The organism is Leifsonia poae, assembly GCF_027921845.1.
Lineage (GTDB): Bacteria > Actinomycetota > Actinomycetes > Actinomycetales > Microbacteriaceae > Leifsonia > Leifsonia poae.
On the sequence record NZ_BSEN01000013.1, the window covers coordinates 97,216 to 111,121 of the forward strand.

At 68.0% G+C, this 13,906-nt stretch carries 16 protein-coding genes; 12 read left to right on the forward strand and 4 right to left on the reverse strand.

The features are described 5' to 3' along the window. The first annotated feature begins 9 nt into the window (after positions 1–9). The 3 genes from PKE84_RS13470 to PKE84_RS13480 all read left to right on the forward strand — a co-directional run bounded on the left by PKE84_RS13470 (position 10) and on the right by PKE84_RS13480 (position 3,284). Positions 10–510, forward strand: coding sequence for a pyridoxamine 5'-phosphate oxidase family protein (locus tag PKE84_RS13470; protein WP_271177772.1), 501 nt, complete (start codon positions 10–12; stop codon positions 508–510). A gap of 145 nt (positions 511–655) precedes the next feature. After that, positions 656–1,018, forward strand: a complete 363-nt coding sequence (locus PKE84_RS13475; RefSeq protein WP_271177773.1) for a hypothetical protein — start codon at positions 656–658, stop codon at positions 1,016–1,018. 241 nt (positions 1,019–1,259) lie between these two features. After that, positions 1,260–3,284, forward strand: a complete 2,025-nt coding sequence (locus PKE84_RS13480; protein ID WP_271177774.1) for a DUF6777 domain-containing protein — start codon at positions 1,260–1,262, stop codon at positions 3,282–3,284. A 60-nt stretch (positions 3,285–3,344) separates the two neighbouring features. On the opposite strand, the gene PKE84_RS13485 is transcribed toward PKE84_RS13480, so the two are convergent. Beyond that, positions 3,345–4,355: an aldo/keto reductase family protein gene (locus tag PKE84_RS13485; protein ID WP_271177775.1), complete on the reverse strand. Its 1,011-nt coding sequence runs from the start codon at positions 4,353–4,355 to the stop codon at positions 3,345–3,347. A gap of 207 nt (positions 4,356–4,562) precedes the next feature. Here PKE84_RS13485 and PKE84_RS13490 point away from each other — a divergent pair, with 207 nt between their 5' ends. Then, positions 4,563–5,252 (forward strand): MgtC/SapB family protein, encoded by a 690-nt coding sequence (locus tag PKE84_RS13490; protein WP_271177776.1) that lies wholly within the window; start codon positions 4,563–4,565, stop codon positions 5,250–5,252. 69 nt (positions 5,253–5,321) lie between these two features. On the opposite strand, the gene PKE84_RS13495 is transcribed toward PKE84_RS13490, so the two are convergent. Continuing rightward, complete coding sequence (locus tag PKE84_RS13495; protein WP_271177777.1) at positions 5,322–5,996, reverse strand: flavin reductase family protein; 675 nt, start codon at positions 5,994–5,996, stop codon at positions 5,322–5,324. A 206-nt stretch (positions 5,997–6,202) separates the two neighbouring features. On the opposite strand from PKE84_RS13495, the gene PKE84_RS13500 reads away from it, so the two are divergent. After that, complete coding sequence (locus PKE84_RS13500) at positions 6,203–7,156, forward strand: manganese catalase family protein (protein ID WP_271177778.1); 954 nt, start codon at positions 6,203–6,205, stop codon at positions 7,154–7,156. 45 nt (positions 7,157–7,201) lie between these two features. Here PKE84_RS13500 and PKE84_RS13505 read toward each other — a convergent pair whose 3' ends face one another. Continuing rightward, a complete protein-coding gene (locus PKE84_RS13505; RefSeq protein WP_271177779.1) occupies positions 7,202–7,360 on the reverse strand; it encodes a hypothetical protein in 159 nt (52 codons plus the stop codon). 264 nt (positions 7,361–7,624) lie between these two features. On the opposite strand from PKE84_RS13505, the gene PKE84_RS13510 reads away from it, so the two are divergent. The 6 genes from PKE84_RS13510 to PKE84_RS13535 all read left to right on the forward strand — a co-directional run bounded on the left by PKE84_RS13510 (position 7,625) and on the right by PKE84_RS13535 (position 11,452). Then, positions 7,625–8,434, forward strand: coding sequence for a hypothetical protein (locus PKE84_RS13510; RefSeq protein WP_271177780.1), 810 nt, complete (start codon positions 7,625–7,627; stop codon positions 8,432–8,434). After that, positions 8,431–8,847 carry a phage holin family protein gene (locus tag PKE84_RS13515; protein ID WP_271177781.1) on the forward strand — a complete coding sequence of 139 codons (417 nt, stop codon included), beginning with the start codon at positions 8,431–8,433 and terminating at the stop codon, positions 8,845–8,847. The genes PKE84_RS13510 and PKE84_RS13515 overlap by 4 nt, the downstream gene beginning before the upstream one ends. Next, a complete protein-coding gene (locus PKE84_RS13520) occupies positions 8,844–9,413 on the forward strand; it encodes a DUF3618 domain-containing protein (protein ID WP_271177782.1) in 570 nt (189 codons plus the stop codon). The genes PKE84_RS13515 and PKE84_RS13520 overlap by 4 nt, the downstream gene beginning before the upstream one ends. 243 nt (positions 9,414–9,656) lie before the next feature. Continuing rightward, complete coding sequence (locus PKE84_RS13525; RefSeq protein ID WP_271177783.1) at positions 9,657–9,848, forward strand: hypothetical protein; 192 nt, start codon at positions 9,657–9,659, stop codon at positions 9,846–9,848. 57 nt (positions 9,849–9,905) lie between these two features. Continuing rightward, positions 9,906–10,280 (forward strand): thioredoxin, encoded by a 375-nt coding sequence (gene trxA / locus PKE84_RS13530; protein ID WP_271177784.1) that lies wholly within the window; start codon positions 9,906–9,908, stop codon positions 10,278–10,280. A 167-nt stretch (positions 10,281–10,447) separates the two neighbouring features. After that, entirely contained in the window at positions 10,448–11,452 is a 1,005-nt protein-coding gene (locus tag PKE84_RS13535; protein ID WP_271177785.1) for a glycoside hydrolase family 6 protein, read from the forward strand. Between the two features lie 20 nt (positions 11,453–11,472). Here PKE84_RS13535 and cls read toward each other — a convergent pair whose 3' ends face one another. Then, on the reverse strand, positions 11,473–12,942 hold the full coding sequence (gene cls, locus PKE84_RS13540) for a cardiolipin synthase (protein ID WP_271177786.1): 1,470 nt from the start codon (positions 12,940–12,942) through the stop codon (positions 11,473–11,475). Positions 12,943–13,336: 394 nt separating this feature from the next. On the opposite strand from cls, the gene PKE84_RS13545 reads away from it, so the two are divergent. Then, on the forward strand, positions 13,337–13,822 hold the full coding sequence (locus PKE84_RS13545) for a hypothetical protein (protein WP_271177787.1): 486 nt from the start codon (positions 13,337–13,339) through the stop codon (positions 13,820–13,822). The last annotated feature ends 84 nt before the right edge of the window (positions 13,823–13,906 follow it).

Consider the following 13,906-nt stretch of genomic DNA (forward strand, 5'->3'; position numbering starts at 1 on the left):
CCAATTCCGGTGGGGACTATCTTTCCTTACACCTGTCTGTCGAACAGCAATGCAGAAATCGACAGCACCGCGCCGAATACGATGCAACGCATGGATCGAACGGAATTCATCGGATATGTGCGGGGGCACGGTGACGCAGTCGTGTCCACGATCGGTCCGGATGGCGCACCGCAAGCGGCGTACCTGTCCGTCGCCGCGACGGATCGAGGCGAACTGGTCTTCGATGCCCGGCCGTCGTCGCGCAAGGTGTCGAACATCCGGCGCGATTCGCGCGTGGCCGTGGTGATCGGCGGCGCCGACGGCACGACTCTGCAGTGCGAGGGCGAGGCAGACCTGCCGGAGGGGGAGGAACTCGAGCGTTGTGCAGCGGCGTACGTATCGGCGTTCCCGCAGTTCGCGGATTCCCTCGCGTCGGGCGTGGTGGTCATCCGGGTGCGGTTGATGTGGGCCCGTTACGGCGATTTTCGCGGTCGGGGTGCCGAGATGCGCGACGTGGACCTCGGGCCCTGAGCGACGACTCCGACCGGATCCCCACCTGACCGCTCCCCGAGGTCATGCGCACAGGCTACCGCGGCACGGTGAGTATGGCGAGATGCACAGTACGCGGTCATCGTGCGCTGGCCCGCGCGCGAGCGGCGGGGTTACAGTGGCCGGCATGACGGATGAGACCACTATCGCCTACACCGCGCTCGCCAAGGGCACGCCGATCCTGACAGCCGAAGGCACCGAGCTCGGCACGGTCGAGCACGTGCTGCAGGACCCCTCGATCGACCTCTTCGACGGCATCGCCGTGAAGACGAGCGCCGGCTTGCGCTTCGTCGACGCCGACCTCGTGGGGCGGATCACGACCGCGGCCGTGCACACCACGCTGACCGTCGACGACGCCGCCGCGCTGCCGGAGCCCCAGGGAACCGAGGTGCTCGACGCCGATCCGAACGAGTACGAGGGCAACGGCCTCAGCGCGTGGTTCGGCCGGGTCTTCCTGCGCGAGCACTGGATGCGTCGCAAGAATGAATGACGAATCCTCAATTTAGCTTTACCGCGACTGACCCGGAGGACTAGTATCCAGCCATCAGGCGGCACCCGAGGCCGCCTCGAGGAGGCTCAGATGCCTGAAGATGGTGGGAAGCCGGCCACGCGACCGGATGCCGACGATGACGGCAACGGCGACAACGACTTCACGATCAACCGCTGAACAGCAACGACTCGACGGGCGAGGGTCTCGCCGCCTGCCGTCGTATGTCGTGAGCGGGTGAGCCGTGACCGAGACATCCGTCGGGCGCCGTCGGCGCTGGTGGATCGTGGGCGCGATCGTCGCGGCCGTGGTGCTCGTCGGCGCCGCGGGCGCGGTGTACTTCGCCGTGTCGAGCAACGCTGCCGTGTCGGTGGCTCTCGTGCCGTCGTCCACGCCGGGAGCGAATCCGTTCACCGCGACCGTCGCGAGTGCGACGCCCGACGCCGCCGACACCGTCGTGCAGAAGAGCGCCCAGCTGCGCAAGACGCTCCCCGTCGCCAAAGCCACGCACACGCCGGTGGCGACCGGAACGACGCCAGGACTCTACGGCGGCAGCGGGGACGCCCAGGTCTGCGATCCGCAGAAGCTGGTGTCGTTCCTCACGGCCAACCCGGCGAAGGCTGCGGCCTGGGCCCGCGTACTGGGGGTCCGGGCGAAGAACATCGGCGCGTACGTGGCGTCGCTGACGCCGGTCATCCTGAACAGCGACACCCTCGTGATCAACCACGGCTACCGCAACGGGGCGGCGACAACGCTCGTCTCCGTTCTGCAGGCGGGCACGGCGGTGATGGTGGATGCGACCGGCACGCCACGGGTGAAGTGCAATTGCGGCAACCCGCTGACCGCGCCCCAGCCCCTGTCTCTCACCGCGGCGCATGTGGTCGGCAAGCGGTGGGCCGGTTACGCCCCGAAGAACGTGATCGCGGTGAAGCCCGGGGCCAGCGGTGGCGACCTGCAACTCGTCGATCTCGGCACCGGCACGGTCTATCAGCAGGCGGTCGGACCGGTGACCGCGCTGTGGGCCGCGGCATCCTGGAGCACATCGACCGGCACCAGCATCGTCGACCAGACGGAGGTCTGGACGAGCGCGGACGGAAGATCCTGGGCGCACGTCGCCACCGTTCCGCATGAACTGATCTCCGGGCTCGGCTACGCGAACGGGCACTGGGTCGCGGTCACGCTGCCCCCGGTCTTCGACGTGCCTCAGTCGGACATCCTGACCAGCGCGGATCTGCGCACGTGGAAGAAGGCGGCGAGTGTTCCCGGACAGCTCAACGGGGTCGCCTTCGGCGGCGGCCGATGGGAGGCGGTGGGGGATGCGCCGGCCGGCTCGCTCGGCTATCAATCGCAGGCGGGCGGAGCGGGGATCGTCTACTCCAGCTCGAACGGATCCGACTGGCGACCGGTCGCGACGGTGGCCGATACGAGCAAGTACGGCCTCACCGGGCTGTCGTCGGTCGCCTACGGAGACGGCCGCTGGACTGCTGTCGCGGGGATCGCGCTCGCTCCGCCGGTGAAGGTCTACGGCAGCACCGACGGCGAGCACTGGACGCCGCAGGCGGCGGACGCGCTGGAGAACCAGACGGGAGGAGCCGTGACCTACGGATCGGGGACCTGGCTGATCAATGCGAACACCCACGCGCTCCCGGATCCGCTGACGTTCACCCCATCGCCGACCGACGGCCTCGCCGACACGAGCACGGACGGCGCGTCGTGGCAGACAGCTCCTGCCGCGGGTCTCGAGGGGACCAGGGTCGAAGCCGCCGGCTACGGCTCCGGCCGCTGGCTCGTCGCGACGGAGGAGTCCGACCTGCCGAATCCCATGCACGCGCTCGTCGGTTCGAGGGTCGCGTCGAGCTCCGATGGAAACACGTGGGCGATGATCGGCCAGATCGCCGGTCCGATGGGGGCCATCGGATACGGGGCGGTGCCGTCGCGCGGTGGGGCGACGGCACCGCCGACCACGCCCTCGGCGACACCCTCCGCCGCCCCTTCACCGACACCGTCACCGACGGCGGCGGCCGGATCTCCGCAGTGCAGTGCCGACCTGCTGAAGGCGGCCCGCACGCGCGCCGGGCTCGACGGCACGATCGATCATCCGCAGTGCAGCGGCACGTGGGCCATCGCCGCCGTCATCCTGCAGCAGTCGGAGATCACGGCGGTGTTCGAGTGGGTCGACGGCGCCTGGACGGTTCGGTCGAGGAACAACGTCTGCGCCGAGAACCTGCTGCCCGCCGACCTCGTGCAACTCGGCTGCCACAGCAACTGACGTTCGCGGCAGGGCCGCTGGCGATGCGACCCGGCCGCCCGGGTCGCATTGCACCGAGCGCTACGCCTCGCGTGTTGCCGGCGAGCGCGTCGCCGTGTGGGACGCGTCGCGTTCCACCACGTCGCCGAGCACGTCGTCGATCCGTGAGAGGAATTCCGCCGGGATCGTGACCCCGGACGCCGCGGCGTTCTCGGCGACCTGCTCCGGGCGGGAGGCCCCGATGATCGCTGCAGCCACGTTGTCGTTCTGCAGTACCCACGCGACGGCGAGCTGCGCCGACGTCAGGTCGAGCTCCCGGGCGATCGGTTCGAGCTGCTGCACCCGCGTCAGGATGTCGTCGCCGAGGAAGCGCTTGACGGTGTCCTTGCCGCCGCGCTCGTCGGTCGCCCTGCTGCCCTCGGGCAGCGGAGCGCCCGGCTTGTACTTGCCGGTGAGCACCCCCTGCGCGATCGGCGACCAGACGATCTGCGAGATGCCGAGCTCCTTCGACGTCGGAACGACCTCCTCCTCGATCACGCGCCAGAGGGCCGAATACTCGGGCTGGTTCGAGATCAGCTGGATGTTGAGCTCCTTCGCAAGGGCGGCACCGGCGCGCAACTGCTCGGCCGTCCACTCGCTCACACCGATGTAGAGGGCCTTGCCCTGGCGCACGACGTCCGCGAAGGCCTGCATGGTCTCTTCGAGCGGGGTCTCGAAGTCGAAGCGGTGCGCCTGGTAGAGGTCGACGTAGTCGGTCTGGAGGCGCTCGAGCGAACCGTTGATCGACTCCAGGATGTGCTTGCGCGAGAGCCCGACATCGTTGTGGCCCTTCGGTCCCGTCGGCCCGAACACCTTGGTGAAGATCTCGATCGAGGCGCGGCGCTCGCCCTTCAGGGTCTCGCCGAGCACCGACTCGGCCACCGTATTGGCGTAGACGTCGGCCGTGTCGAAGGTGGTGATCCCGGCATCCAGAGCTGCTCGCACGCATGCGGTGGCTGTGTCGTTCTCGATCTGCGACCCGTGAGTGAGCCAATTGCCGTAGGTGATCTCCGAGATCTTGAAACCCGAGTTGCCGAGGTACCTGAACTGCATGCGATTTCTCCTTCGATGGCGACGCCACGATGGCGACTCCGTGAGCGATGATGTCCTCGAACGACGGGATGCGCAACCGCCTGGACACAGCACCGCCGGCACATCATCCGGTCCGGGTGATGCCCTCGATCACCGTGCGGCGCTACCGTGCGACACCACCGGGACTTCGGCACTGCGGGGCCGGACGAGGAAAGGTGTGGTGGTCGCGTGGAGGTGTGGCTCGGCGGAGGGGGTCTCGCGACCCAGCTTCTGCTGCTCCTGCTCGCGTTCGTGCTGTCGGGCGTGATCGGGTTCGAGCGCGAGCGCCGGTTCAAGAGCGCGGGGCTCGGGACGCACATCCTGGTCGGGGTGGGCGCCGCCCTGTTCACCCTGGTCTCCGCCTACGGCTTCACGAGCCTCGGCCTGCATCCGATCGACCCGACCCGGATCGCCGCCCAGGTGGTCACGGGGATCGGATTCGTGGGCGCGGGCGTGATCTTCGTCAATCGCGGGAACGTGGTTGGCCTGACGACCGCTGCGTCCATCTGGGTGACGGCCGCGGTCGGGATGGCCTGCGCCGCCGGCCTGCCGATCCTCGCGGTGGCGGGCACGGCGCTCCATCTGGTGACGGTGGGGTCGATGCCGATCGCCGGGCGGCTGATCCGGCGCACGACCGGGGCGACCGTCGTCGTGCTCGCGGCGCATGACGGCGACGCCATCCAGGCGGTGATCGACCTGTGCGCGGCCAACGGCGCGAAAACGCGCATCGACGAGATGAGTCAGGCCGAGAACGGCGCGGCGATGGAGTTCAGCATCCACGTGAAGGGTCGCAGGTCCGACGTCGAGGCGCTGATCTCCGCGATCGCGCAACTCGACGGCGTGAAGCGGGTCTCCGCGGACACGACGGGGCTCTCCTGAGGCGAGACGCCGGAATGAGGGGTCGCAACACGCCGCTTCGGGGTCGACCACACGGCGTGTTGCGACCCCTCATTGCACGAGGACCCGTGCCGGGGCCCCCGGCCGGTACCACTCCTCGTCGATCGAGGCGAGACGCGACGGGCTGACCTCGCCGCCCATGCCGAAGAACCGCTGGAATGACATCAGCAGGGGATGCCAGCGCAGCGGGTCCACGCGATTCGGATGTCCGGCCATCCGGAGTTCCTGGTGCACATGCACCCGTGTCACCGCAACCTCGGCGAGCACGATGCCGCCTGCTCGGGCCGGATCATCGCTTTCCAGCTCGTGCAGGCGCATGACCGGCCCCTCCATCGTCACGGGGCACTCGGCGACCCTCGCGGGCGCAACGGTGTCCGACGGCAGGGGAGTGAGGCCGGCATGTGCGAACTTGTCGCGCACGTGTCGGTAGCCCACGCCCGACTTGCGTTCGGAGACCGGATGCCGCCCCGTCGTCAGCGCGAGCCGATCGACGGCGTCGACGAGAGAGGCATCGGGGAGATTGATTACGCATTCGCGCGTGCCCGTCAGGTTGAGGCCGGTCTGCGACCGCGCGGCGACGCCGAGCACGGCACGGTGCCCGAGCCAGAAGATCGACGAGATCGGGGCAAGGTTCTGCACGCCATCCTCGTCCTGTGTGCTGATGAGGGCGACGGGGGTGCCGAAGTACAGAATGGCCGGGTCGATGGCGACGTGGGTGCTGGTCACTGAGGATCCTTCGCTGGTCGGCGGCGCGCTCACATCCGCGCCTCGAGTCCATCCTTCGACGCGTCGCTCCTCAACGCTGGCGGGTTTCGGACGCCGCGTCCCGATCCGTCAATCGACCTGAGGTCAATGGGTGGTGGTCGCCCGTTATCTGAGGACCGTCAACAGGGAGTCGGCCATCCCGCGCCGGCACAAGACCTGGAGGTCTCATGTTCTTTCACGTCCAGAATCTGATCAACGACATCGAGCAGGACGAGCCCGATCCCGGCGCCGCCAACGCGCTCCAGGAAGGGCTCGGCGGCCAGTTCGGCGAGATGCGCACGATGATGCAGTACCTCTTCCAGGCGATGAACTTCCGCGGTCCCGCGGCCAAGCCGTACCGTGACCTCATCCAGGGCATCGGCACCGAGGAGATCAGCCACGTCGAGCTGATCGGAACCACGATCTCCCGCCTGCTCGACGGCTCGCCGCAGTACCAGGGCAAGAAGACCGACCCGCTCGACAAGCCGGGTGCCGGCGGTGCGATCCCGCTCAACATCGCGCTCTCCGAGGGCAACATCCACCACTATCTGGTGGGCGCACAGGGTGCGCTCCCGGTGGACGCGGTGGGCAACCCGTGGTCGGGCAGCTACGTCTACAACTCGGGCAACCTCGTGCTCGACCTGCTGTACAACCTGATGCTCGAATCGACGGGCCGGCTGCAGAAGTGCCGCATCTACGAGATGACCGAGAACAAGACGGCGCGATCCACGATCTCGTACCTGATCGTTCGCGACCAGGCTCACGAGAACGGCTATGCGAAGGCCCTCGAGACTCTCGGAGTCGACTGGAACAAGTTGCTCCCGATCCCGAAGACCAACGCCGAGAAGTTTCCCGAGGTGAAGAAGCTGACCGACCTCGGCCTGCAGAGCAAGCAGTACACGTTCGACCTCGCCGGCCAATCCGAGGCCGGCAAGATCTTCCGGGGGCTGTCGCCGTCGAAGGACGGCACGGAGCTCGATGCGTCCGAGCAGGCACCGGAGGGCGTCCCGTCCGTCATCGCGACGGAGCGCTTCGAAGAGTACGCACCCGGACTCGATCCGGAATTGCTGAAGCTGATCCAGGCGACGGCGGATCTCGAATTGGCCGATGTCGACGCCATGTACGGCCGCATCGGCAAGTAGCCCGGCGGTGACCCCTCGATCGGACGATCGAGGGGTCACCCGGGATTACTCGGCGGGGCCGCCTGACGCGGTGTCACGGTCGGTGTCATCGGAACCTTCCGACGACGATCCGTCGGGGATGTCGTCCGTCCGCTTCTTCTCGGCGTCGCTCGGGTCGGCCGAGCCCGTCGTGTCCGTGCCGGTGGTCTTGTCCGTGTCGCTCATCAGCGGTCTCCGATCGTTTGGGTGCCGCCGAGGTCCTGGCAACTCACCCGAATGAACCACTGCATCGGGTCCGCGTCAATGGTCGCGTCCGAGATACCGGCGACACGCGAAAGCCGCCGCCTCGCAGTCTTCCGCCCCCGCGTGTACCCGCCACCCGTGCACTCCACAATCCCTTGTCGGTGCCGCATCGTGCACGAACACTGAGACCACCAACGGCGGTCCATCCGACATCGACCGCCAGATCGACCCGAAGGAAACCACATCATGACAGACACCTATTCCGGCGCTGCACCGAACGCATTCCCGCGCGACGCCGCCGCCGACCAGTCCACCAAGCAGGTCGTCGCCGATCAGGCGGGCGCGATGAAGGACGAGGTCGTCGACGGCGGCACCCGTGTCCTCGACACCGCGAAAGACCAGGCCGCCGACGTCGTCGGAGAGGCCAAGTCGCAGGCGACCGACCTGCTGCACCAGACGCAGAGCGAGCTCCGCGAGCAGGCGGCCCTGCAGCAGCAGCGCGTCGCAGACGGTCTGCAGTCGGTCAGCGACGAACTCGCCGACATGGCTCGCAACTCGTCCGGAGGACTCGCCTCCGACCTCGTCTCGCGCGCCGCTGCTCGCGCCGGAAGCGCCGCGTCGTACCTCGACTCCCGTGACCCCGGATCGCTGCTCACCGAGCTCAAGTCGTACGCCGCCCGCCGGCCGGGCGCGTTCATCGCGCTCGCCGTCGCCGCCGGTGCGGTGGCCGGGCGCCTGACGCGCTCGCTCGCCTCGGGCGCCTCCGACGCTTCGGATGCTTCCGGTACCTCGGACGCGTCCGGCGCAGGGAGCTCCGGCTCGTCCGCATCCGCTGCTGCGCCGCACGCCGATGCGCAGCCCGAGCCCCAGATGCCGTGGGGCCAGTCGCCGGTCCCCGCTCCCGAGGTCCGCGAGCCGGGCATCCAGAACGCGTCATACGCGACCCCGGATGCGCCCGCCGAGCCCACGACGCCCCTGTACGCCGAACTCCTCACCGATCGCAGCGACGATGTCGCAAGCGACGACGAGGGCCAGGATCCGGACATCACCCGATGACCGACATCCCCACCCCGTCGGAGCAGAAGGCGGCGAACACCTCGCTCGGCGACCTCCTCGGCGAGGTCACCCGCGACGTCTCCACCCTGATGCGTCAGGAACTCGAGCTGGCGAAGGCCGAGGTGAAGGAGTCCGCCACCCGCGCGGGCAAAGGCGCCGGACTGCTCGGCGGGGCCGGCTACGCCGCCGTCATGGGCGTGCTGTTCATCTCGATCGCTGTCTGGTGGGCGCTCGGCTACCTGGTCGGGAACGCCTGGTCCGGTCTGATCGTCGCCGTCATCTGGCTGGTCGTCGCCCTGGTGCTGTACCTGCAGGGACGCAAGGCCCTCAAGTCCGTCGCGGGAGCGCCTCAGACCGTCGACACCATCAAAGAGATTCCCGAAACACTGAAACGAAATGAAGAGAACCGATGAGCAACAATCCGGATGAGATCCGCTCCAACATCGAAGAGACACGTCGCGAACTCGGCACGAACGTCGACGCGCTGGCCGACAAGGTGAGCCCGTCGAAGATCGCCGAACGTCAGGCGGACAAGGTCAAGGGCGCGTTCCGCTCCGCTCGCGAACACGTGATGGGCTCCGCCTCGGACGCCCGCGACTCGGCCTCGAGCACGGTGTCCGACACGGCGGACAAGGCGCAGTCCGCGGTCAAGGGCAACCCGCTCGCCGTCGGCCTCATCGCCGTGGGGATCGGCTGGCTGGCCGCATCCCTCATCCCCGCGAGCGACGCCGAGAAGAAGCTGGCCTCGCAGGTGAAGGATGCCGCGCAACCGCTGATGGACGACCTCGCAAGCACGGCCAAGGGCGTCGCGAGCGACCTGAAGCAACCCGCGCAGGACGCGTTCGACGCTGTGAAGTCTACGGCGACGGATGCGGTCGACACGGTGAAGGCCGAGGCGTCCGACGCGGCCGACGGCGTGCGGGAGCAGGCGCAGTCGAGCAAGGACGCCGTACAGCAGCAGAGCTCGTCGACCGACTAGGAAGTCGCATCCGTCGTTTGCCACTTGCGGTTGTCTCACGGCCGGGATAACCACCACAAGTGGCAAACGACGGAACCGCGCATGGTGCGTCCCGGCCGTCACCTCATCGGGGTCCTGTCCCGGTACGGGCGCCGCGCATAGGCTTCGCTCATGTAGCTGAACCGGCCGGCCGTTCGGGAGAACCGGCCCCTCTTCGTCCTCTACACGATCGCAACCACCCTCGGTACGATCGGCGTCCTCCTATTGCTCATCTGGCTGACGGATACGTCCGACACGGTGACGGTCGCTCTCGCACTGTGGGCGCTGGGCGCAGGGCTGTCCATCGCGCTCCTCGCGGCGCTCGCGCACTCGATCAACTGGCAGCTGGCGAATCCGAACACGGTTGCCCCGGACCGGAACACGGCGCGGACGGAATCGCCCGCTTCGGCCGACTGAGGGTCCGACGCGGTCGGGCGGATGGAATATCCCCGGTCGGAGGTTGTTATTAACCGCATGGCAACCACAGAAATCACTAGCCAGAACCATGACCAGTCGGTCGCCGACGGCATTGTTCTCCTCGACTTCTGGGCCGACTGGTGCGGCCCGTGTCACATGTTCGCTCCCGTGTTCGAGGGCGCGTCGGAGAAGCACTCCGACATCACCTTCGGCAAGGTCGACACTGAAGCCGAGCAGGACCTCGCTGCGTCGTATGGCGTCCAGTCCATTCCGACCCTCGTCGCCTACCGCGACGGCATTCCGCTCTTCTCGCAGGCCGGTGCTCTTCCCGCTGAGGCGGTCGAAGACCTGATCGGTCAGTTGCGCGCTCTCGATATGACCGAGATCCGCGCCGAGTACGAGAAGCAGAAGGCTGCGGCCGAGGGGCGCTGAGCAACAGCCCCACGCACGGCCTGACGAACCGCCCTCCGAGGATCACAATCCTCGGAGGGCGGTTTTTGCGTGGCGGGTGGTGCGATCGCTGACCGAGGGTGACAATCGGTCGATAGTCGAAGGGGACATCCGGTCGATCGTTCACACGGAGAGGACCGAGGTTCCTCATGAAAAGTCTCATCGCCGCACTCGTCGTCGTGATGCTCGGTGCCCTCGCGCCCGTCGGCACCGCACAGGCGCCTGCCAACGGCCCGAGCCGACCGCCGGCGCAGTCATCCGCGATCGCGGCCGCCGACGCCCCGGTCTTCCCCGGTCGCCTTTACGTCGACCCGTACAGCGACGCCCGCATCGTCGCCGACTGGCTGGCGGTGCGCGGCCAGACCACGAGCGCCGCGCTCATCGACACGATCGCCGATCAGCCGACGGCCGTCTGGCTGGGGGACTGGTATGCGTCACCCACCCTGCTGCGCAGCGTGCTGCAACGGCACCTGCGCGCCGCCGAGGCGCAGCACGCGACGCCCGTCTTCGTCACGTACGCCATCCCGAACCGCGACTGCGGTGGGTACTCCGCCGGCGGACTCGCACCGGACCAGTACCTCGCGTGGAATCGCGTCATCGCCTCCGAACTCGCGGGCCGGCACGCCGTGGTGCTCGTCGAGCCGGACTCGCTGGCCATGCTCGCGAGCGCGAAGTGCGCGAGTGTCGCCGCATCCCGTCCGAGCGTGATCCATTCGGCGGTGAAGATCCTCGCCTCGGCGGGAGTCGCCACGTACCTCGACGGCGGCAACGCCCGCTGGCTGTCTCCCGCCGCGCAGGCCGACCGGCTGAAGGCCGCGGGAATCGCCGACGCGCGCGGCTTCTTCACGAACGTCTCGAACTTCGACCGCACGCAGTCCGAGCGCGACTACGCCGGCAAGGTGTCGTCACGCGTCGGCTGGAAGCATTTCATCATCGACGTGTCGCGCAACGGCAACGGCTGGACGGGCACCTGGTGCAATCCGCCGGGCGCTGCTCTCGGGCAGGATCCGCAGATCACCGAGGGTCCCGACTCGAAACTGGATGCTCTGCTGTGGGTCAAGCATCCGGGCGCGAGCGACGGCACCTGCAACGGCGGCCCGGATGCCGGAGCGTGGTTCCAGAGCGCGGCGGAGTCCCTGGTGCGGTCGCGCTGACGAGCGGACGCTGCCGACAACTACTGCAGCGCTGAGGTCAGCCGCGCGACGCCGTCGAGGAAGGTCGCCGAGGCCGGCTCCTTCTCCCACTCTTCGAGGGTGAGCCGGCGGCCGGCATCCCGATAGCCCTGCTCGACCGCACGCATCTGCTCCACGAACGACGCGCCGCGCACGAGCAGGGTGGCCTCGGCGTTGAGGGCGAACGAGCGGATGTCCATGTTGCTCGAGCCGATCACCGCCACGTCGTCGTCGATCGACAGGTGCTTCGCGTGCAGGATGAACGGGCCGGGGTAGAGCCAGATCTGCACGCCGGCCTTCAGCAGGGGAGCGTAGTAGGAGCGCTGGGCGTGCCAGACGGATCCCTGGTCGCCGACCTCCGAGACGAACAACTGCACGTCGAGTCCGCGGTCGCACGCTGAGGTGATCGCGTACATCATCGCCTCGTCGGGCACGAAGTAGGGGCTCGTGATGATCACCTTCTGCTGTGCCGACGTCACCAGCGTGAGGAACTGGCGCAGATTGTTCTCGCCCTCGTACCCGGGCCCGCTCGGCACGACCTGGCAGACGAGGGCGTCCGGGGACGCATCCGGAGCGATGTCGACCGCGCGCACGTTCGCCTCGTCGCCGAGCAGTTCGTCGGTCTCCAGGTACCAGTCGGAGAGGAAGACGGCGTTGATCGCCGCCACGACCGGTCCCGTCGTCCTGGCCATCAGCTCCTGCCACTGGAGCCCGCGCTTGATGTTCTTGGGGGCGTTGTAGCTGCGATCGATGAGGTTCTGCGACCCCATGTAGCCGACGAGGCCATCGACCACCACCAGCTTGCGGTGATTGCGCAGGTCGGGCCGCTGGTATTCGCCTTTGAACGGCCGCACCGGCAGCATGTAGCTCCACTTCACGCCGATCCGGTCGAGCTCGGCGAAGGTCTCGTCGTGGTGCGCTGCCCGCCTGGATGCGACGAAGTCGGCGAGCAGCCGCACGGCCACACCGCGCTGCACGGCACGTTCCATCGCCGAGAAGAACCCCTTCGTGGTCGCGTCGAACGAGACGATGAAGAACTCGATGTTCACGAATCGGGTGGCGGTGTCGATCTCGGCGGCCATCGCGTCGATGGACGCGTTGTAGTCGCCGAGCAGTGTCGCCCTGTTCCCCTCGACGGCCGGCAGGGCACCGAGCTTGCGGTTCTGGCGCACGAGCGCGCTGAACCAGTCGGGCCACGCCGCCCGACCGGACGGCGGCTCCAACGCCTCCGAACGCTCGTGGATCATCCGGTCCAATTCCTTCTGCTTGTCCCGGCGCTTCTTGGGCAGCTTGACGTTGCCGATGATGAGGAACAGCAGGATGCCGACGAACGGGATGAGGAAGATCGCGAGAAGCCAGGCCATGGCGGCCGTGGGCTTGCGGTCTCGCGGCACGATGATGAGCGCGGTGATCCGGATCGCCAGATCGATCAGGATGAGGATGCCGCCGATGAGCGGAAACTGGTCGTTCACACCTCATCGCACCGCATAACCTGCTGCCGCACATCACCTAGTTCGGATGAGACCGACCCGAATGCGGTCGGCGACCTAGCCGTGCGGCCGGTGGCGGCAGTACGGTGGGCGTGTCGTCGCGAACCCGTCGACGACGGTGAGCGGTCCGGGCATCCGGATCCACGTTGCGCCTCTGTTCGGGCGGAGACGAGACGCACGTCACCGAGTGCCGGAGTGCGCATGACGCCCGGCGCCCGTGACACCCGGCCCGGCGAAGGCGCCGCGGCCCGACACCACACCAGCGCTCGCGACTCGACGCGAGCGCATCCGGCGGAGCGTTCCGCCTGCGCCTGCCGGCATCGCGCGTTCCGGGGGATCCGGGATGTGCACCGCTACTCCCGAAGGAGAAAGCACTATGCGCAAGATCATCACCGTCGTGGCTGCGGCCGTCGTCGCCCTCGGCGCGCTGCTCGGAACGGCCGCGCCCGCATCCGCCTCAGGGCACGAGCATCAACCGAAGGTGACGTCTGTGAACGTCATCGGACCGATCTGGAAGACGTCGGCGACGACCGCGCTGCTGTTCGCGGTCTATTCGTGCACCGGCACCGCCGAGCAGACGCACGTGTGGATCTCGGTCAAGCAGAACGCGACCCGCACGGCCGATCCGGCGTTGAAGGACGAGGGATCCGGCGGCGGCCACATCGCGACCGCGTGGAGCCAGACGCACGCGGCGTCGCTCACCTGCGACGGACGCAAGCATCTCGGAGCGTTCACCGTCGACCAGAAGGAGCAGGGCTACGGAACGCTCGGCCGCGGCTGGGCCTACATGCAGTTCTGCCTCTTCGACGCGAACTATCCGCAGGAGCCGCTCAGTGTGATGCAGTTCCGCCGCCTCCTCTAGCCAAGTCACGATCCGTTGAGGGGCGGCGAACGCAGCCAAAACCGCGGTTTTGGCTGCGTTTGCCGCCCCTCGACGAAGTGTGAT